Origin of the sequence: Listeria grayi (genome assembly GCF_900638015.1) — a bacterium.
GTDB classification, from domain to species: domain Bacteria; phylum Bacillota; class Bacilli; order Lactobacillales; family Listeriaceae; genus Listeria; species Listeria grayi.
Genome location: NZ_LR134483.1, coordinates 627,385 through 649,111 on the forward strand (window position 1 = coordinate 627,385; position 21,727 = coordinate 649,111).

Genomic DNA, 21,727 nt, shown 5'->3' on the forward strand with positions numbered 1-21,727 from the left:
AAACGATAACGATATAATTTAGTATTTATGCTTATTAGAAAGTAAGTCGTATTTGTGCTAAAATGGAGGCGAAAATGACTTTGTTTTAACAACTTAGTAAAAAAATAATGGAGGCGTATGAAATGAAAGTCAGCATTTTTTCAACTTGTTTAGTCGATATGATGTTTCCGAATGTTGGGATCGCAATGGTGGAATGCTTAGAACGGCTTGGCTGTGAAACGGATTTTCCAGAGTCGCAAGTCTGCTGCGGGCAACCCACTTATAACAGCGGTTACATGGAAGATACTCGGAAAACATTGATCAACCAGCTCGAAGCATTCAAAGATTCGGAATATGTGGTCGGACCATCAGGTTCTTGCGTTGGGATGATGCGGGAATATGCGGAGATCTTTAAAGATGACCCCGAATATGCCGAGGCTGCTAAGGAATTGAGCGAGAAAACGTATGAGTTCAGCCAATTTATTTATCGTGTATTAGGGAAGACAAATGTAGGCGCAAAATTAGCGGGAAAAGCGACCTATCACCGTTCTTGTCATATGACGAGGATCTTGGGAGAACGCGAGGCACCATTTGAATTATTAAAAGAAGTAGAAGGTTTGGAAATGATCGCCTTGCCGCATGTGGAAAATTGTTGTGGATTCGGCGGAACTTTCTCCGTCAAAATGCCAGAGATCTCGGAACAAATGGTTTCCGAAAAAGTAGCAGATATCGTGGAAACGGATGCAGAGATCTTGATCAGCGCCGACATGGGTTGTTTAATGAATATCGGTGGAAAATTCAATCGCTTGGGAAAAGAAATCAAGATCATGCACATTGCCGAAGTCTTGAACAGCGGCGTTCAAAGCGAAGTAGCACTTTAAGGAGGAGAGATCATGGGACTTAGTACAAGCACAAAACCCTTTCAAGAACGCGTGGAAGAAGGAATCCAAGACAGCTTTATGCGTAAAGCTGTGGCTAAATCACAAGATGACCAATGGGTAAAACGGGAAGCCTCGCGGGAAAAATTAGGAAATTGGGAAGAATGGCGCGAAGTAGGCGAGCAAATCAGACAGCATACGCTAGAAAATCTCGATTACTATCTCGAAGAATTTAGTAAAAACGTTGTAAAAAATGGCGGAACGGTCTTTTTTGCACAAACGGAAAAAGAAGCAACGGATTATGTGAAAACCGTAGTCGAACAAAAACAAGCAAAAAAAATCGTCAAATCAAAATCCATGGTAACAACAGAGATCGATCTTGATAAACTATTATTAGAACTAGATGGAGTTTCCGTAATGGAGACCGATCTGGCAGAATTTATCTTGCAAATGGATGATTGGGATGAACCTTCCCACATCGTCTTTCCTGATATACATAAAAATCGGGAGCAGATCCGTAAAGTGTTTGAAGAAAAACTCGGTTATGATGGTGATAATGAACCGGTGCATATGGCAAGGTTTGCCAGAAAAGTACTGCGCGAATTTTTCTTAGAGGCGGATATCGGGATTACAGGCTGTAATTTTGCGGTCGCTAACAATGGAATGGTGAACTTAGTAACGAATGAAGGAAATGCTGATCTTTGTGAAAGTATCCCGGATACGCAAATCGTTTTGATGGGAATGGAACGGATCGTCCCGACCATGCAGGATGCGGAGATCATGGATAACCTATTATCACGTAGCGCAGTCGGTCAAAGCTTGACTAGCTATATTACTTTTTCCGGACCAAAACAAGCAGCAGAAGCGGACGGCCCCGAAGATTTTCATGTCGTGATCTTGGATAACAATCGCTCTAATGCTCTTGGTGGAGAATTTCAATCGGTCTTGCAATGTATCCGCTGCGGCTCATGTTTGAATGTCTGTCCGATCTACCGGACGATCGGCGGTCATGGCTACGGATCGATTTATCCCGGCCCGATCGGTGCTGTGTTATCGCCGGTATTAGGTGGTTACGAACAATTCGGCGAGTTGCCGTATGCTTCCAGTTTATGCGGGGCTTGTACAGAAACCTGCCCAGTCAAAATTCCGCTTCATGAACTATTGATCGCGCATCGTCGCGTTATGACGGACGAGCTGAAAATGAAGCACGGCTTTGAAAATCAGCAAATGAAATTTATCGCCAAAGCAACCGGCTCGCCATTTATGTTCCAGCAAGCACTCAAGTTTGCCCATGCAGGGGTCAAAGTGTTTGGTGTCAAACAAGATTACGCGATCGAAAACATGTATCAATTCGGCGGGTTTGTGACTGGTGGCGTAGGAATGATCAAAGGATGGACCTCCGTCCGCGATTTGCCAAGGCCACCAAAAGCGAAAGACAACTTCCGCAACTGGTACAAAAAGCACGAGCAAGGAGGGAAATCGAAATGAGTTCCAATCCAAACCAGGAAGCTTTTCTAAATAATATCGCCGCAAAACTAGGTCGCGAGCGCCGGACGGAAAAAGTAGAACGACCGCCTTATCTTCATACGGTAGTGGAAGAAACGCTACAAGATAAGAACCAAACGGAATTATTAGAAATCGCCAAAGAAGCATGCCAAACGATTCACACTGATGTGATCGAAACGACTTCCGAACATTTGTCTGCTGACTTGGCGAAACGTTTAGAATACTATCAAAATGGCAAAGTCATGGTAGCGCAAGATGAACGCTTTATTCAATTTGGGCTTAATCCTTTCTTGGAAAACGCCGTGCCGAATTGCGAGGTGAAAATCTGGAAAGCTGGCGACGAGAATCGGAAAACAAATATCGATACAGCGGCAGATACCAATATCGGTATTGCTTTCGCAGAATTTTTATTAGCAGAGAGTGGGACTGTAGTAGTTGAATCCAGCCCGAACCAAGGCCGCTCTTTCCATTTCTTGCCGGAAAAATATATCGCGATCATTCCGAAATCCGTTATTGTGCCCCGTTCAACACAGGCAGCTAAATATTATGATGAACAGACAAACACGGGGCAAACCTATGGATCTTCCATCAATTTCATTTCCGGTCCGTCCAATTCTGGCGATATCGAAATGCAATTGGTTGTAGGCGTGCACGGACCAATTGCGGTGACGTACGTCATAGTGACAGATAAGTGAAAAATAAAAAGTAACTCTTGGTTAGATGAAAGTTAAATAATGACAAATGACTGTTCCAAATTTGGAGCAGTCATTTTTTCATTTCAAAGCAATAATGGAAAAAAGATAGCCTAAAATAGGTGGAAATATAATTTTTTTTGAGAAAAATAGCAATAAATATGCAAGAATGTGACAAAAATGTGTCTACTTCCCGTTAAAAATAATTTATATTACAAAAATCCGTTCCCAAAGTTAAATTTGTTTGATAATCTTACGATGTTCCGTAGTTGGAAAGTGATTTACAGAACATATTTAAAAATGCGGGAGGGCAAAAATATATGAAAAAAGGTTTAGCGATCATAGTAACATTATTCGTAAGCCTACAAAGTTTACTTTCTCCTATAAGTGCACAAGCAGTTTCTGCTAATGACACAACGAAAAACAACCCACTGACATTAATTCCCGTCAGTACAGATCATCAAGTAGGAGCGAAGATGGAATTCACCTTAACACAAACGGAAGGCATGGAAGCGATTATAGATGTGCCACGAGATATGCAATATCATGGGGTGAAAAATGCAGAAGACAAGGCAAAAGTCGACAAACTAACATACGATACTAAGAAAAGAGAACTGCATGTTGTTTGGAAAGATAAAACAGAAGATAAATCGATAGGTCTTTATTTCCAAGCAGATGTTGCAGCAAACTATGTATTTCATGCACAAGCAATTTTAGAGCATGAAAAAGTTGCAATGGAGCCGCTGAATATTAGTATACAAAGTAAATCGACAACGAAGACCAAAAAAGCTGGAGGGATCTCATTATTTTCAGGGAATGTAAATGTCGATATCGATGTTGCTCCTCAAACAGCAAGTATCTCTTCCGGTCAAGATGCGCCTTTCGCTTTGAATTTCAAAGTTACCGGCAGTCAGACATCTTACAAAAATGCTGATATTGCGGTTCAATTACCAACCAATGCAAATCTTGAGCAAGACTTGACAGAATTGAAAATAGCGGGAGTTGTACCAACGTATGACCGTACCAAACAACAATTGCTATATCATTTCGATGAACTTGCATCAGGTAAAGCATACAAAGTAATTATTAAAATTCCTACAGAGAATGGAACCACTAAAAATAATACAGAATTAGTTGTAAAAGCAACTTTTACAGCAGATAACTATACAGGAACTGCAACAGATGACGCAACTGTCAAAGTAAATGCAGCTTCTAGCTTGGCATCAAGCAAGACATATGCTCAAACGATAGATTCTGCTGGAAAAACAAAAATAGATCCACCATCGGCTGGGGATCTAGGTGTATGGAAAATCAAAGTAAATGCAGATAAAAAAGAAACAGGGCTTTTATACTTTAAATCCGGAAGTAAAATCAAAACTGTAGATACACTTCCAGCAGGCATGACTTATCAAAGCGATAATTCAGGTGGTAAATATGATGCAGCAACGCGCACCATCACATGGGAATTCGATGCACCAACTATTGCTGATCAAAAAGCAGCAACAGCAGGCGACCCATTATTCAACAAAGAAATCGAAGTTACGGTGAAATTTAATGATGATATCGAAAACATGCAACAATTCACCAATAAAGTCAGTACATCTGCTACAGATGTTTCCGACCAACCGATTGTAAACAATGCTTCTGCTTCTGTGTATGCTGGCATAAGCGATCCAAACAAAGTACCTCCGGGAGGCACTTTAGTACCACCTAATCATGGCGGTCCAATCGATGGTATCGGTAATGCAGGGGGAACGTTCAATTACAATAACCCCGATCCAAAAGTTTATGACACTGCTTTACTAACTTTCACTATCACTATTGGTGCAAATGCAGCAAATAGTTATGAGAAAGATTTTGACAAGTATGAAATTATTTATGATGTGGATTCGCATCTGAATCTTGAAGCTTTGAATTTCTCCGGATGGGCCAACTTTAAACCAGACTGGGGAATTCCAGGGAACGGTGTTATTCCTTTGAAACCGCGAGCAGATATTTATTTAACAGTAAATGGTACTGAACGTAAGGTACTAAGTGATTATGCTTATTTAGGAAAGCACTTGACTCGTTCCCAGCTAGGATTAAGCAAAGATGATAAAGTAAGTCAAATCAGATTCAATCACACATATGCACCAGCAGGTTTATATTCTCCTTTTGCTTATCCACGTTTTGAAGTGGAAAAAGGCTATACAGGGAAAGTAACAAATCATGTGCACTATAATGTAGAAGGATATGATAAGAAAGGCGATAAGGTTTCTTGGAATAACGATACTGAAACAAATGATGTAAATACATTTACAGGCTATCGAACAGCTACTATCATACCAGTACCACCAGATTCCTTACCGACTTTAAAAAATACAGTTCGCTTTGATACGAATAATGCAGGCGAAGTGAAAAGCGGATCAAATAGATTGACCGGTTCCTTAACAAATGATTCTTCATCGGTTACAGCTTTAGTTGGACCTTTTGAAGAAGCGGTCTTATTACCAAAAGGAGTAACCGTAGATCCAAACAACCCCGAGTTTCAATTGAAAAACATCGATGATTGGGGAGCAAAAACGGATTCTGGGACAAATAAAGAATTTGGTTCTATCAAGATTATCAACTCAGACTATCAAGGCACAGGGAGACAGTTAATACGTATAAATTGGAATGACGATATCTCGAAAATCCCATCAGGTAAATTACTCAGCTATTCGTTTAACATAATCATTGCACCGAATGCACCGACTAAGCTTATACCTGAAGCATACGCGTTCGTTGGAAACACAGACTTTAATGTACCAAGCAATTCTGGTAACAATATCACTGATTCGACCAAAGAAACAGATAGTGATGATATCAATGGTGATAACGTTACAGACCAGCAACGCGTTAAAACAGGGAATCAATATTACCTAACTCGCCAAGATCAGATCAGTACTTTTAAGTTAGTAAAAGGTGATTTAGACACAGCTTATAGCAAAATGGGGCACACATCACCAGGTGGTGAAATTGCCTATCAATTACAATTGACAAACAATGGTGTAAGTCCAATTTCCGATATGGTAATGATGGATGTACTGCCTTCAGTTGGCGATTTAGGTATCACAGATAACCTAGCTCGGGGCAGTCAATTCACACCAAAATTAACTGGTCCGATCCTCTCGCCATTAAACTGGGAAGATAGGGTAACGATTCAATATAGTACAGCAACAAATCCAAGCCGCGCAGATCTAGTTGCCAACGTAGATTACCCAGATACTTCTGAAAAAATGGAAGATCCTGCCGGCGCAGAAGCCCCTAATTGGATGGAAGCGACGGGAGTCATGGATTGGAGCAAAATCCATAGCTTTAAAGTCACGCTAAAAGATAATGCAGAATTTGTTTCTGGTGATAACATCACACTTGATTTCATGATGAAAGCACCTGAAAACTTAAACAAAGACTTAACAGACGCTACAAAACCGGAAAATTCTCGCGCAGCATGGAATTCTTTTGCTTATGCCTCTAATAATTTGCAAGTAGTAGAACCAGAACGTGTTGGAGTGGTCGTAAACGCAGAAGATCCAGATATCCACAAAGATGTAGCAGGAAAACAACACCTAGACTTAACAAATCGCAATCAAGCCTTTGATTGGCACGTACAAGCAAGCTTTGGAAATACGACCGCGAGCTGGAAGGAAGCTAGCATCACCGACGAAATCAATAAAGTATTTGACATCAGCGATGTCCAAGTCGTCGATGAAACTGGAAAAGACGTAACAGCGAACGGAACATTGACGAAAGCGGACAACAAGATCAAATTCGAACTAGCTAAAAAAGCCGGCAGCTATAGCTATTTAGCCGGTCACACCTACACGATGACGATCACGACGAAAATCAAAGCGAGCACGACAGATGAGGAATTAGCGCCGTTTATAAAAGACGGAGGAATCCCGAACCAAGCAGACTTACACTTTGGGGACAATGGTGATGTGAAACATTCAGAGATCCCGACGGTAGTCCCACCAAGCGAAGATCCAGATATCCACAAAGATGTAGCAGGAAAACAACACCTAGACTTAACAAACCGCGATCAAGCCTTTGATTGGCATGTGCAAGCAAGCTTTGGAAATACGACCGCGAGCTGGAAGGAAGCCAGCATCACCGACGAAATCAATAAAGTATTTGACATCAGCGATGTCCAAGTCGTCGATGAAACTGGAAAAGACGTAACAGCGAACGGAACATTGACGAAAGCGGACAACAAGATCAAATTCGAACTAGCTAAAAAGACCGGCAGCTACAGCTATTTAGCTGGTCATACCTACACGATGACGATCACGACAAAAATCAAAGCGAGCACAACAGATGAGGAATTAGCGCCGTTTATAAAAGACGGAGGAATCCCAAACCAAGCAGACTTACACTTTGGGGACAATGGTGATGTGAAACATTCAGAGATCCCGACGGTAGTCCCACCAAACGAAGATCCAGATATCCACAAAGATGTAGCAGGAAAACAACACCTAGACTTAACAAATCGCGATCAATCCTTTGATTGGCATGTGCAAGCAAGCTTTGGAAATACGACCGCGAGCTGGAAGGAAGCTAGCATCACCGACGAAATCAATAAAGTATTTGACATCAGCGATGTCCAAGTCGTCGATGAAACTGGAAAAGACGTAACAGCGAACGGAACATTGACGAAAGCGGACAACAAGATCAAATTCGAACTAGCTAAAAAGACCGGCAGCTACAGCTATTTAGCTGGTCACACCTACACGATGACGATCACGACAAAAATCAAAGCGAGCACAACAGATGAGGAATTAGCGCCGTTTATAAAAGACGGAGGAATCCCAAACCAAGCAGACTTACACTTTGGGGACAATGGTGATGTGAAACATTCAGAGATCCCGACGGTAGTCCCACCAAACGAAGATCCAGATATCCACAAAGATGTAGCAGGAAAACAACACCTAGACTTAACAAACCGCGATCAAGCCTTTGATTGGCACGTACAAGCAAGCTTCGGAAATACGACTGCGAGTTGGAAGGAAGCCAGCATCACCGACGAAATCAATAAAGTATTTGACATCAGCGATGTCCAAGTCGTCGATGAAACTGGAAAAGACGTAACAGCGGACGGAACATTGACGAAAGCGGACAACAAGATCAAATTCGAACTAGCTAAAAAAGCCGACAGCTATAGCTATTTAGCCGGTCACACCTACACGATGACGATCACGACAAAAATCAAAGCGAGCACGACAGATGAGGAATTAGCGCCGTTTATAAAAGACGGAGGAATCCCGAACCAAGCAGACTTACACTTTGGGGACAACGGCGATGTGAAACATTCAGAGATCCCGACGGTAGTCCCACCAAACGAAGATCCAGATATCCACAAAGATGTAGCAGGAAAACAACACCTAGACTTAACAAACCGCGATCAAGCCTTTGATTGGCACGTACAAGCAAGCTTTGGAAATACGACCGCGAGCTGGAAGGAAGCTAGCATCACCGACGAAATCAATAAAGTATTTGACATCAGCGATGTCCAAGTCGTCGATGAAACTGGAAAAGACGTAACAGCGAACGGAACATTGACGAAAGCGGACAACAAGATCAAATTCGAACTAGCTAAAAAAGCCGACAGCTATAGCTATTTAGCTGGTCACACCTACACGATGACGATCACGACAAAAATCAAAGCGAGCACGACAGATGAAGAATTGGCGCCGTTTATAAAAGACGGAGGAATCCCGAACCAAGCAGACTTACACTTTGGGGACAACGGTGATGTGAAACATTCAGAAATCCCGACGGTAGTCCCACCAAATGAAGATCCAGATATCCACAAAGATGTAGCAGGAAAACAACACCTAGACTTAACAAACCGCGATCAAGCCTTTGATTGGCATGTACAAGCAAGCTTTGGAAATACGACCGCGAGCTGGAAGGAAGCCAGCATCACCGACGAAATCAATAAAGTATTTGACATCAGCGATGTCCAAGTCGTCGATGAAACTGGAAAAGACGTAACAGCGGACGGAACATTGACGAAAGCGGACAACAAGATCAAATTCGAACTAGCTAAAAAAGCCGACAGCTATAGCTATTTAGCTGGTCACACCTACACGATGACGATCACGACAAAAATCAAAGCGAGCACGACAGATGAAGAATTGGCGCCGTTTATAAAAGACGGAGGAATCCCGAACCAAGCAGACTTACACTTTGGGGACAACGGTGATGTGAAACATTCAGAAATCCCGACGGTAGTCCCACCAAACGAAGATCCAGATATCCACAAAGATATAGCAGGAAAACAACACCTAGATTTAACGAACCGCGATCAAGCCTTTGATTGGCACGTACAAGCAAGCTTTGGAAATACGACCGCGAGCTGGAAGGAAGCTAGCATCACCGACGAAATCAATAAAGTATTTGACATCAGCGATGTCCAAGTCGTCGATGAAACTGGAAAAGACGTAACAGCGAACGGAAGATTGACGAAAGCGGACAACAAGATCAAATTCGAACTAGCTAAAAAAGCCGGCAGCTACAGCTATTTAGCTGGTCACACCTACACGATGACGATCACGACGAAAATCAAAGCGAGCACGACAGATGAGGAATTAGCGCTGTTTATAAAAGACGGAGGAATCCCGAACCAAGCAGACTTACACTTTGGGGACAACGGGGATGTGAAACATTCAGAGATCCCGACGGTAGTCCCACCAAATGAAGATCCAAATATCAAAAAGGATATAGAAGAAAAACAACATTTAAAACTGACAAACCGCAACCAATCCTTTGATTGGCATATCCAAGCAAGTTTTGGAAATACAACAGCAAGCTGGAAGCAGGCTAGTATTCGCGACAAAGTCAATAAAGTTTTAGATATTACCAAAATCACAATTGTTGATGAAAATGGAAAGAATGTAATGGCGAACGGAACATTAACGAAGAAAAACAATAACGTCATTTTCAAAATCAAGAAGAAAAACGGTAGCTATGCCTATCTAGCTGGTCACACTTATACGATGACGATCACGACCAAAATCAAAGTGAGCGCAACAGATAAGGAATTGGCGCCATTTATAAAAGATGGAGGTATAAAAAACCAAGCTGAGCTACACTTCAACAATAATGGGGACGTAAAGCATACTGGTATTCCAACAGTGGTGCCACCAGTGCCAAGCGACCCAGTACCACCAAAAACACACAAAAAAACCCCACCAAAGAAACCAGCGAATCCAAAAGCTCCACCGGCTAAAGGCATTCTGCCACATACTGGTGATGCAGCGGAAACAGGGTGGATCCTCCTAGGAATGCTTACGTTAGGATTAGCGATTTTTACTGCTAGAAGGTTTTCTAATAAAAAGCAAGATTAAATAAGTGAGCAAAGCTGTTAGTCATTTGACTAGCAGCTTTACTTCAAGCAGAGGTAAAAGTTGTGTGCATAATCTGCAATAAGAATAAAGTCTACACAAAGAGCCGGAGAAGAAAATCAAGAATACGATTTTCTTCTCCGGCTCTTCTTTATTATATAGAAGAAAAGGCCACCTGCCTGACCATTAAAATTCTTCCCTAGTAGACCTCATAATTCTGACCAGTCTGCGCACCTTCCACGCTCTTCCGATAAGCTAGCGCCACACGTTTAGCAGGAACAGCTTCAAAGCCGGCAAAGAAATCACCGTATTTGCCTAAAGATTCTTGCAAGACATTTGGACTGACGCTATTAATACGGATTCCGCGCGGCATTTCAATTGCTGCTGATTTAACGAAAGCTCTGATCCCTCCGTTCGCCATAGCGGCAGAAGCACCTTGCAGAATCGGATCGTCCATCATGATGCCAGTTGTCAATGTAAAACTGCCACCGTCTTTCAGAGCATTTAATCCTAACAATACGAGATGGATCTGACCTTTCAACTTGCTCTCGATAGCCACATCATTGAGTTCCGGTGTCATTTCAGTAAGGGGTGCAAAATGTGCGCCGCCTGTCGCACTAATGACTGCATCTACTTGACCTACTTCCGCATACATTTTTTCGATGCTCGCCACAGAGGTGATATCGACATGGACATCGGCGTCATGTCTACTAGCACGAATGACTTCATGTTTCGCACCTAGTTCTTCGGCAACTGCTTGTCCAATCGTTCCACTTGCCCCAACAATCAATATTTTCACTATTTATCATCCTTCCTTTAAATAACGGCAACAAACGCCATTACTCCTCATACAACGTTTCTTCCCTGCCTTTTAAAACGGTAAACAATAACTCCCGGTTAGCTTTGAAATCAGGATGGATCGAGTAGATATGTGTTGTACCCTCTTTTTGAACGGCAATCAGTTTGGCGTCTTTGAGAACTTTGATATGGTGGGATAGGGTCGACTTGGAAATATGATACTTATTTTCCGTCACTCGCCGTTGTTTTTCTTCCAGTAAACATAAAAAGATGTCTAACCGGATTGGATCAGCAAGAGCTTGGAAAAAAGTTAATAATCGTTTTTTAGATAAAGCTGATAAATTGTCCATATTTCTATCATATCATAAATCCAGTTTCTTTTTCTTGCAGAAGACTTTCAGATATGCTACATTAACATAGTTCGATGAAAATCGAACTAATAAACTGGAAAGAAGGCCTATCCAAAATGATTTTTATCCAAGCACGTTTGACTGTCAAAACTGAAAAAATCGATACGTTTGTAGAAAAAGCTCAATCATTGATTGCTGCCTCTACTGCAGAAACAGGTAACGTACGCTATGAACTTGTAAAAGCTGTCGATCAACCAAACGTTTTCTATATGTTAGAACAATGGCAAGACGCTGCTGCTGTAGCAAGTCACAATGAAAGTGCGCATTTCAAGGGATTTTCAGAGCAAAGTGCCATATTACTAGAAGCAAATCCAGAAATTACTTTATTACAACCATTGAAAGAAGGAAATAACTAATGACCTATGTAAACAATGATTTTTCAGATATTATCTCCAATCGCCGCTCGATTCGCGAATTCGATCCGGAAGTAAAAATCTCCAATGAAGAAATGAAACAAATCATCAATGATACTGTAAAAGCTCCGTCTTCTGTCAACATGCAACCGTGGCGTTTTGTTGTCATCGAAAGCGCAGAAGGAAAAGAAAAATTGCGTCCGCTAATTCGTTTCAACCAACTGCAAAATGATACATCTGCCGCAATGATCGTCATTTTAGGCGACTTGGAACATTTTGAAAACGCGCACCGTATTTTTGACGAAGCAATTACGCGTGGCTTGATGCCTCAAGAAAGAAAAGACGAGCAAATGGCAAAATTGGAACCACTTTATAAAGTGATCCCCCAATCTGAGAAAAAACGCATCGCCATGATCGACGGCTCTTTGGCAGCAATGCAGCTTATGCTTACTGCCCGTGCGTATGGTTATGACACTAATCCGATCGGCGGATTTGAACGCGAAGAAGTTTTAGATACTTTCGGCTTTGATAAAGACCGCTATGAAGCGATCATGGTCGTTTCAATCGGAAAAGCAGTAGGTAAAGGCCACGAATCTTATCGCCTGCCCGCGGAAGAAATTACTTTTTGGAAATAAATGAGTTAAAACGCAAAGCAATTGTTTTGCGTTTTAATTTAGTTTGATCAGGGTAGAAATAGAATAATCAGTCAATCAAGGAGGAATTTCACATGCAATTAAAAGACAAAGTAGCAATCATTACAGGTGGTGCCAGCGGAATCGGTAAAGCAACCACAGAAAAATTTGTGAAAGAGGGCGCGAAAGTAGTGATCGCTGATTTTGCTGACCAAGGGGAAAGTGTCGCAGAATCATTTCGCAAAGCTGGGTATGATGTATTATTTGTTAAAACAGATGTAACGAAAGAGGAGGATGTCAAACATGTTATCGCTGAAGCAGTAGCAAAATTCGGTAAGCTAGATATTATGTTTGCCAACGCAGGTATTGCTGCAGATGACAATATTGACAAGCTGTCCTATGAAAAATGGCAACGTACGATCGATATCAATTTGAACGGGGTTTTCCTTTCTAATAAATATGCGATCGAACAAATGCGCAAACAAGGAACAGGTGGCTCGATCGTCAATGCAGGTTCGATCCACAGTCTTGCCGGTAAACCTGGCGTAACAGCGTATGCTTCTGCTAAAGGTGGCGTCAAATTGTTGACACAGACGCTTGGGGCAACCTATGCGAAGGAAGGGATACGTGTCAATGCTGTTGGACCCGGTTATATTGATACTCCGCTTATTGAGGCAGCGCAAGGCGAATATCGCCAAGCTTTGGTCGATTTGCATCCAATGGGACGGTTAGGCAAACCGGAAGAAGTGGCAAATGCCGTTGCTTTCTTAGCAAGCGATGACGCTTCTTTCATCTCCGGAACGATCTTAGTAGTCGATGGTGGCTATACAGCTGTTTAACAGTATATTTTCCAAGGGCTTGTTGCTTCGTGCAGCAGGTCCTTTTTTCATGAAAAGTTTCAGAAAGAGAGAATCGGGGTAAAATTAAGCATTACTAAATTAAAAAGGGGCATATTTTGTTATGAAAGAAAAGAAGGTAAAAAAACAAAAATTTAAAATAAAGCCGGATGACATTACGATTGTTGACACGGACAAAGCAAAGAAAGCCGTTTTTGCTACTGGTCTTGGGAATGCAATGGAATGGTTTGACTTCGGTATTTATTCTTATCTAGCTGTTATTATTGGGAAAGTCTTTTTCCCGAATTTAGAAGGTACACTTCAATTAGTTTACACATTCGCCACGTTTGCGATCGCATTTATCATGCGTCCGATCGGTGGCTTCGTATTTGGTTATTTAGGTGATAAATGGGGAAGAAAACGCGTCTTGTCGATCACAATAATCATGATGGCGATCTCCACACTGTGTATCGGACTTATCCCAAGCTATCATTCGATCGGTATCACGGCTTCCTTCCTATTACTTGCTGCTCGGTTAGTACAAGGATTCTCAACGGGTGGAGAGTATTCTGGTGCAATGACCTTTATTGCAGAATCAGCGCCTGATAAAAAGCGCGGTATCTTAGGAAGTGGACTTGAAGTCGGAACGCTGACGGGTTATATTGCCGGTTCCGGTATCGTTACACTGATCACCTTTATCCTTGGCGATCAGCAAATGCTCGAATGGGGTTGGCGGATTCCATTCTTCATTGCAGCGCCGATTGGCCTAGTCGGTTTATATCTCCGCTCTAATTTAGAAGAAACACCTGCCTTCCAAGAAATGGAAGAAGAACAAAGCAACGAGGAAAATAAAGGCGTCAGCTTGAAAGATATTTTCCGTTACCATAAGAAATTTCTCTTTGTAAGTGTCGTGATCGTTTGTTTCTTCAACGTAATCAACTACATGCTGCTTTCCTACATGCCATCACATTTAAATGCGGTATTAGGATATGGTAACTCTAAAAGTCTGATCATGTTGCTGATCGTTATGTTGCTGATGATACCATTTGTATTCTTAGCAGGTCATTTAAGTGATAAAGTAGGAAATAAGCGTGTGGTCCAAGTCGGACTTGTCGGCATTCTACTCTTTTCGATACCAGGATTTCTATTGATTCAAGCAGGCAATACAATCACGGTCTTCTTAGGATTGCTTTTACTAGCACTTTTCCTTTCCTGCTTTGAAGGTTCCTTGCCGTCGTTGCTACCGACACTATTCTTTACTGATGTACGTTATCGCGCTTTGTCGATCTCCTTTAATGTATCTGTTTCGATTTTTGGCGGGACGACGCCACTTGTTGCTTCCTTCTTGATCGAAAAAACAGGCAATAGCTTGATGCCAGCCTTTTACATGATGCTCGTCGCCCTTGTTGGGATCATCGTCATTACCTTTATGTTGAAAGATACTTCAGGCAAATCGCTACGAGGCTCCTTGCCAACTGTTGAAAGCGAGGAAGAAGTAGAAGAAGCTGTCGATAATCCGAAAGATTCGCTATGGTGGCGAAAAGAAGCAAAAGATATCAAAGAAAAAATGGACGAAAATGAATCTTGATCAAATGAAACGGAAGCCCCTGAGTGTAAAGACTTAGGGGCTTTTTTTGCGGGCGAAAAAACACTTCGTTACGTAATGTTTCATTTTCAGAAAAAATTTTAAAAAGAATGTCTTTTTATTGTTGCATGACTGTAACGTTCAACTGGTAAAGTTTTCTTAGAAAAAGGGGTGCATTTATGATCAATAAATTAATAATGACTGTGCTTATCATTGTCGTTAGCATAGGTGCTTTCACCTGGCCAACGTCAACAAAGGTAGAGGCAGCGGCAAAATATAAAATGATTACAACTGTTTCCGCAAATATTCGCACAAGTGATAATACAAAAGCGAAAGTAATTGGTTCTTATAAAAAGGGATTTGTAAAAACATTTACTGGCAAAACAAAAAACAATTGGTATAAAACATCATACAAAGGTAAGACCGGATATGTTTCAGGTAAGTGCTTGACTACATATAAAGCTAAAACCTTTAGTAATTTAAATAAAGAAGCAAAAAAATACTTAGGTGCTAAATATAAATACGGCGCTCGCGGACCAAAAAGCTTTGACTGTTCTGGCTATACAGGTTATGTCTATGAAAAATCAGTAAACAAAAAATTACCGCGTTCAGCAAAACAACAATATAAGAGCGCGAAAAAAGTGAAGAAAGCAAACCTTAAAAAAGGAGACCTAGTATTCTTCAATTATGGTAGCGGAATCGCTCACGTAGGAATCTACGTTGGTTCTGGCGAAATGATCAACGCAGAAAACAGCGGCGTTAAATATAGCAAGATTTCTTCCGGTTATTGGAAAAAATATATTGCTGGTTACGGACGCGTAGCTGAATTAAAATAAAAAACGACCTCTATTCTAATTTCAGAGATGAAGTTTAGGATAGAGGTTTTTAAATGGAGAGCATGGGGAAACATTTCCGGAACTGGGAATGTTTTTCTTTACTTTCCCTATTGCCGGGTGTAAAATATTTGCGAACGTATATTCGTTTTTTGAAAGGAAGTTTTTTCATGGAAGCACTCATGAAAGAAAAATTAAACATATTACCTGAAGCGCCAGGTTGTTATATATATAAAGATGAAAACGGTGAGATTCTTTACATTGGCAAATCGAAATGCTTGAAAAAGCGAGTTCGGTCGTATTTTAATAAGACGCAAATCGGGAAAACGGCTCGTTTAGTGAGACTGATCAATGACTTAGAATATATCGTGACAGATTCCGAAAAAGAGGCATTGTTGCTTGAAATGTCTTTGATCCACACGTATAAACCACCCTTCAATATTCAGCTGAAAGATGGTACTAGCTATCCGTACATCAAGATCACCAATGAAAAAAATCCGATCATCGAGATCGTAATGGAAATCAAGCCGGACAAAGCCAAATACTTCGGACCTTATCCAAACCGTTATTCCGCGCGGCAGACTATGGAACTATTGCAACGGCTATATCCGCTTTGCCGGTGTGAGGGGAAGCTTGGCCGGCCTTGTCTATACTATCAAATGGGGCTTTGCATCGGACCTTGTGATCACGAAGTAACACCGGAAATGTATCAAAAGCAGATCACGAAGATCACTCAATTTTTAGAGGGGAAAGCATCGAAGGTCAAGCAACAGCTAAAGGTAGAAATGAAGCGTCAGATCGAAGCGCTTCATTTTGAACGGGCAGCTGAACTGCGGGATATTATTCTGGCAATCGAAGAAACAGTTGAGAAACAACATATTATTTTTGGCGATTTCAGCAGCCGGGATATCGTCGGTTATAGTGAAAGGAACGGGTACCGGAGCTTTCATGTCTTTTTCGTCCGCAATGGCGCGATCAACGGTAGAAAATGGGGGATCCTCCCACCTGATCAGCAACAGTCGATGGAAGAAGCGATCATTGCTTTTTATCAGCAGCCCAACAACATGTTGCCCAAAGAATTACTTATCCCGGCGGATTTGGATCAAAGTTATTTAAAAACGGCGCTAGGTATTCCGATCATAGTGCCAAAACGAGGAAAAAAACTGGAACAGGTTCATCTTGCTAACGAAAATAGCAGCAGTGCCTTACATGCGCATGCCCATTTACTCGAAAAATTCCCTAATGGACTTAGAGAAGCAAAATAATTTTTATAATAGCGTTTACATCCTTGCTGTTGCTTGCTATGCTAGAGATAGAATGTAGAAAAAGTTAGGGAGTGGACAAATGGGAATCATCGCTTTTGATATTGGCGGTTCGGCAGTAAAATATGGTGTTTATGAGGCAGATGAACTACAAGCAAAAGGGAAGTTCACCACCCCGAAAGATTGGGAAACGATGCTGACACAACTGGAGGAGGTCTGTGCACAGATGCGGGTCGATTTTACTCTGACCGGAGCGGCTTTTAGTGTTCCCGGAGCAGTAGATCAAAGCCGTGGGCGTATTGACGGCATCAGCGCAGTTCCTTATATCCACGAAGTAGCGTTTGAACAAATTCTCCAAACGCGCCTTGGTATGCCTATTTCCTTGGAAAACGATGCTAATTGTGCGGCGCTTGCGGAAGTCTGGCTTGGAGCGGCGAAAGATAATCAAAATGTGCTAGTGGTCGTTGCGGGAAGCGGTATCGGTGGCGGAGTGATCATTGACCGTCAGCTACAGCGTGGAGCGCATCTGTATGGCGGCGAATTCGGGATTATGGTACTTGATCGTGGAAAGACTTTCAGCGAGCTAGGGACGCCTGTCGCGATGGCGAGACGCTATTCCATAGCGATGGGGAAAACTTACAGTGGGGAAGAAGTTTTTGCACTTGCAGAAGCGGGGGAAGAGTCAGCAAAAGCCGAAGTGGAAAAATTTTATCACTTTTTGACACTGGGATTGTATAATCTGCAATTTATGCTCGATCCTGAAAAAATTATTTTAGGTGGCGGAGTAACTGCCAAAGCAGGGTTGAAGCAAGAGATAGATCGGCGGATGCGCTTGTTCTGCGAAGCGATGAAACTAACAGATTTTGATCCGATCATTGAGATCTGCCACTTTAAAAATGATGCCAATCTGATCGGCGCGGTGGCTAACTTTCTTGAAAAGTAAAAAAATATTCCAATGCCTGAATGTGCATGATAAAAGACTTGAAGTGATTCAAGTCTTTTATCGTTTATAAATAACCTAGTTCTGCATATCGGTCATGAATAGCATGCGCCAAAGTCGCTTTGATCGTGATCCCATCAAAATCGATTCCCAGTTGCACCGCTGTTTGCGCGATTTCTGGACGAACACCAGACAAAACCGTGTCGATTCCAACGAGGTGCAACGTGTCCAGCAAAGCAAATAATTTTTGCGCGAGATTCGTATTGACGATTGTCACAGCCGAAAGATCGATCATTAAACAGCTGATTTGTTTTTCCACACATTGATCTAACACGTTATCGGCAAAATTTGTTCCCCGCTCTGTGTCCAAGTAGCCCATTAATGGCAAAATAGAAGTATACTCTGTCAGGGCAATGACCGGTGAACTCAATTCATTGATCATTGCTTGCTGTGAACGCAGTCGCTTTTCTGCAAATTGTTGCTGCTTTTCTAAAAAAGCAAGGATGATTTTTTCCATATGCGTGTAGATCGAAGTGGTCCAGGCATATAGATCTTCTGCCGAATAAGAAGTACAGTTGCTTTGATAAAATGTATTTATCGCTTCTATGTAATTTCCTTGAAGTCGATAAAATGCGGAAATAATAAAGTGAATAGGTGTCTGCAAGTACTCGATCTCCGTTGAGATCGTTCTCAGCCAGTTGTCCAAATCTTTTTGGAAGCTGGCCGCATCTTCTGTAAACGTTCGAGCTAACAAGCCATGTAATTCATTGTTTTTTGTTTGGATAGCCCGTATCAGCGCTGTTGTATAAATGACAGAAAGATCATCTTTGTCACCTTGATCAAGCGCTTCTATCCAATTGTCTGCTAAGGAATGAGCATTATCTTCTAAGTATTCGTACAAATGTTGGTTCGTTAACACAAAATCCCTCCTTTTATATGTCTACTTATTAGTATACTAAAAAATAGTAAAAAGTATACGGAAAGCAGATCATTTAGCATATTGACAATTGCCGGCGCTAGAGGTAAATTAAGAACGCACGGACAGTGAATAGGAAGGGTGTCAAAATGAAGAGAAAAGGTATCTGGCTGCTTAGCATCACAGTGGCAGCACTATTGGTATTAGCTGGTTGTGGGGAAGAAAAGAAAAAAGTGGAACTAAAAGATGAACCCTATACCAAATCGGAAGTGATCATGGGCACGATCGTCAAATTAAAAGTATACGACAAGGACAAAGAAGCAGCCCTTGATAAAGGTTTTAAACGCATTCGTGAATTAGCGATCAAAATCGATATCAATAATGAATTCAAACAAGAATCTGAAGTCGATAAAATCAATGCTGCAAGCGGGATAAAACCTGTTTCAGTAGATAAAAATATCTATAAACTGATCAAGCGGGGTATTCTGTACAGTAAAGAAACCGGCGGAAGCAAAGACATTACGATCGGACCGATCACCTTACTGTGGCATATCGGTTTCCCAGATGCAAAAAAACCGACGGATAAAGAAATCAAGGAACGTCTGCCGTTAGTCGGTTATCAAAATGTGGTTCTGAACGACAAAGAGCATAGCGTTTTCCTTAAGAAAAAAGGGATGAAGCTTGATCTAGGAGGCATCGCCAAAGGCTTTATTGCCGATGAAGTACAGAAAGTCTTTAATAAAGAAGGCGTGCAGTCTTCGATTATTGATCTAGGCGGCAACGTGCTTATCCATGGGAATAGCCCGAGTGGTGATGTTTTCAAAGTCGGGATACAGGATCCGTTTTCCTCACGTGGTCAGCTGATCGGCTACTTGCCGGCGCATAACAAATCGATCGTCACATCAGGTATCTATGAACGTTATTTGGAAGTGGACGGCGTGAAGTATCATCATTTATTTGATCCGAAAACCGGCTATCCATTCAAAAACAACATTGCTGGTGTATCGATCATATCTGACAAATCGCTGACAGGTGACGGCTTATCCTCGGCAGCATTTTCGGAAGGGATAAAAAACGGACTTGCTTTTATTGAAAAACAAAAAGGCGTGGAAGCAATTTTTGTCAGCAAAGATAAGAAAGTATATATCACATCTGGCTTAAAAGGGAAGTTTCATTTGACAGCTAAGAATTTTCATATGGCGAAATAAAATCAGGACACCTGTAGGTCTTACAGGTGTCTCTTTGGAAACGAAATATTCGCACAATTAAAAATTTTTAGTTGAAAAATTCTGCTTTAGATGTTACCCTAACAATACAGAATTGGAGGTTTTCATATGAGTGATGGGAGTCATTCTCCGTTTAGACGGAAAATATTTACAAAAGATACAATTGTAGAAGGGAAATTGAAAAAAAGCTTAGGAGCGTTTGACTTAACGATGTTAGGTGTCGGCGCAGTAGTTGGATCAGGGATTTTTATTTTACCTGGCGAGATCGCTTCGGTGGTTTCCGGCCCAGCGATCGTTATTTCATTTATCATTGCAGGGATCGCCTGTTGTTTAGCGGCACTCTGTTATTCCGAATTTGCATCAAAGCTGCCCATTGCGGGAAGTGCTTATACATATAGCTATTATGTTTTTGGAGAAATTTTTGCCTGGATCATTGGCTGGGCGCTACTACTTGAGTATGGTCTAGCAGTTGCTGCGGTCGCAAGTGGCTGGTCGTCCTATATGCAAAGTCTGCTTGCAGGATTCCATGTAGAGATTCCAAAGCTGATCGCTGGCTCTTACAATCCGGCCACCGGTACGTATTTCGACTTGCTTGCCTTTGTCGTTGTGATCGTGATCGGCGTCTTGCTGAGTCTAGGGATCAGAGAATCAACGCGTGTCAATAATATTATGGTGATCGTTAAATTAGCGGTCGTTGTTCTCTTTATCGTTGTCGGCGCATTTTATGTAAAGCCCGACAACTGGCAGCCGTTCATGCCGTTCGGCTTTAAAGGAATCATTACCGGTGCGTCGATGGTGTTCTTTGCCTATATAGGTTTTGATGCTGTTTCGACCGCCTCGGAAGAAGTCAAGAATCCGCAGAAAAATATGCCGATCGGGATCATTTCATCGCTATTTATCTGTACACTGCTCTATATTCTATTGTCTGCAGTACTGACAGGGATCATCCACTATGACTTGCTGAAAGATGTGAGCGCACCGGTTGCTTTTGCCCTGCAAGCAATCAATCAAAACTGGTTCGCCGGTCTGCTGTCGTTAGGAGCGATCGTCGGGATGACAACTGTTATCCTGGTTATGTCTTATGGTGGGACGCGCTTGATTTATGCAATGGGTCGCGACGGCTTGTTGCCGAAAACATTCGCGAAAGTAAACAGTAATAATACCCCGGTAGTCAATACGTTGATTTTTGCGACTGTGATGGGTATCATCGCTGGTTTAGTCCCACTGACGAAATTAGCGGAATTGATCAATATCGGTACATTATTTGCTTTTGCTATGGTATCATTAGGTATATTCTTCTTGAGAAATAATAAACATATTCCGGATACTGGTTTTAAAACACCATTTTATCCGGTGGTACCGGCACTTTCTTTCTTACTGTGTGTGTATCTGATCATCAACCTTTCTGGTATCACCTTGATTGCTTTTGCAATTTGGTTTGTAGTCGGCTTGATCGTGTATTTCTCATTTGGTGTATGGCATTCGAAATTAAGAGATGAGAAAAGGATCTGAGAAAT

General features: G+C 41.7%; 16 protein-coding genes. 13 read left to right on the forward strand and 3 right to left on the reverse strand.

Translation table 11 applies throughout. The annotated features are described in order from the left end of the window. Positions 1–122: 122 nt before the first annotated feature. The 4 genes from EL241_RS02995 to EL241_RS13725 all read left to right on the forward strand — a co-directional run bounded on the left by EL241_RS02995 (position 123) and on the right by EL241_RS13725 (position 10,422). Positions 123–860, forward strand: coding sequence for a (Fe-S)-binding protein (locus EL241_RS02995; RefSeq protein WP_036108452.1), 738 nt, complete (start codon positions 123–125; stop codon positions 858–860). 12 nt (positions 861–872) lie between these two features. Beyond that, the gene (locus tag EL241_RS03000) at positions 873–2,345 is read left to right on the forward strand and encodes a LutB/LldF family L-lactate oxidation iron-sulfur protein (RefSeq protein WP_003757874.1); all 1,473 of its coding nucleotides are present in this window, start codon (positions 873–875) and stop codon (positions 2,343–2,345) included. Then, positions 2,342–3,058 carry a LutC/YkgG family protein gene (locus EL241_RS03005; protein ID WP_003757875.1) on the forward strand — a complete coding sequence of 239 codons (717 nt, stop codon included), beginning with the start codon at positions 2,342–2,344 and terminating at the stop codon, positions 3,056–3,058. The genes EL241_RS03000 and EL241_RS03005 overlap by 4 nt, the downstream gene beginning before the upstream one ends. 317 nt (positions 3,059–3,375) lie before the next feature. Further along, a complete protein-coding gene (locus EL241_RS13725; RefSeq protein ID WP_197721051.1) occupies positions 3,376–10,422 on the forward strand; it encodes an isopeptide-forming domain-containing fimbrial protein in 7,047 nt (2,348 codons plus the stop codon). A 196-nt stretch (positions 10,423–10,618) separates the two neighbouring features. Here EL241_RS13725 and EL241_RS03015 read toward each other — a convergent pair whose 3' ends face one another. Continuing rightward, positions 10,619–11,218 carry a short chain dehydrogenase gene (locus EL241_RS03015; RefSeq protein WP_036108035.1) on the reverse strand — a complete coding sequence of 200 codons (600 nt, stop codon included), beginning with the start codon at positions 11,216–11,218 and terminating at the stop codon, positions 10,619–10,621. Between the two features lie 40 nt (positions 11,219–11,258). After that, positions 11,259–11,567 carry an ArsR/SmtB family transcription factor gene (locus tag EL241_RS03020; RefSeq protein WP_036108033.1) on the reverse strand — a complete coding sequence of 103 codons (309 nt, stop codon included), beginning with the start codon at positions 11,565–11,567 and terminating at the stop codon, positions 11,259–11,261. A 116-nt stretch (positions 11,568–11,683) separates the two neighbouring features. On the opposite strand from EL241_RS03020, the gene EL241_RS03025 reads away from it, so the two are divergent. From EL241_RS03025 to EL241_RS03055, 7 genes are all read left to right on the forward strand, one after another. Beyond that, positions 11,684–11,983, forward strand: coding sequence for a putative quinol monooxygenase (locus EL241_RS03025; protein WP_036108030.1), 300 nt, complete (start codon positions 11,684–11,686; stop codon positions 11,981–11,983). Further along, entirely contained in the window at positions 11,983–12,615 is a 633-nt protein-coding gene (locus EL241_RS03030) for a nitroreductase family protein (RefSeq protein ID WP_003757880.1), read from the forward strand. The genes EL241_RS03025 and EL241_RS03030 overlap by 1 nt, the downstream gene beginning before the upstream one ends. 92 nt (positions 12,616–12,707) lie before the next feature. Beyond that, positions 12,708–13,451: an SDR family NAD(P)-dependent oxidoreductase gene (locus tag EL241_RS03035; RefSeq protein ID WP_003757883.1), complete on the forward strand. Its 744-nt coding sequence runs from the start codon at positions 12,708–12,710 to the stop codon at positions 13,449–13,451. 121 nt (positions 13,452–13,572) lie between these two features. Beyond that, positions 13,573–15,036 (forward strand): MFS transporter, encoded by a 1,464-nt coding sequence (locus EL241_RS03040; RefSeq protein ID WP_003757885.1) that lies wholly within the window; start codon positions 13,573–13,575, stop codon positions 15,034–15,036. 194 nt (positions 15,037–15,230) lie between these two features. Then, entirely contained in the window at positions 15,231–15,869 is a 639-nt protein-coding gene (locus tag EL241_RS03045; protein WP_376701033.1) for an NlpC/P60 family protein, read from the forward strand. A 167-nt stretch (positions 15,870–16,036) separates the two neighbouring features. Then, positions 16,037–17,131 (forward strand): excinuclease ABC subunit UvrC, encoded by a 1,095-nt coding sequence (gene uvrC, locus EL241_RS03050; protein WP_036108065.1) that lies wholly within the window; start codon positions 16,037–16,039, stop codon positions 17,129–17,131. A 79-nt stretch (positions 17,132–17,210) separates the two neighbouring features. Further along, entirely contained in the window at positions 17,211–18,071 is an 861-nt protein-coding gene (locus EL241_RS03055) for an ROK family protein (protein WP_036108028.1), read from the forward strand. Positions 18,072–18,135: 64 nt separating this feature from the next. Here EL241_RS03055 and EL241_RS03060 read toward each other — a convergent pair whose 3' ends face one another. Then, positions 18,136–18,987: an STAS domain-containing protein gene (locus EL241_RS03060; protein ID WP_036108024.1), complete on the reverse strand. Its 852-nt coding sequence runs from the start codon at positions 18,985–18,987 to the stop codon at positions 18,136–18,138. 146 nt (positions 18,988–19,133) lie between these two features. Between EL241_RS03060 and EL241_RS03065 the strand changes: the two genes are divergently transcribed. Beyond that, positions 19,134–20,192 carry an FAD:protein FMN transferase gene (locus EL241_RS03065; RefSeq protein ID WP_036108018.1) on the forward strand — a complete coding sequence of 353 codons (1,059 nt, stop codon included), beginning with the start codon at positions 19,134–19,136 and terminating at the stop codon, positions 20,190–20,192. 126 nt (positions 20,193–20,318) lie between these two features. Beyond that, the gene (locus EL241_RS03070; protein ID WP_036108015.1) at positions 20,319–21,722 is read left to right on the forward strand and encodes an amino acid permease; all 1,404 of its coding nucleotides are present in this window, start codon (positions 20,319–20,321) and stop codon (positions 21,720–21,722) included. Positions 21,723–21,727 lie beyond the last annotated feature (5 nt).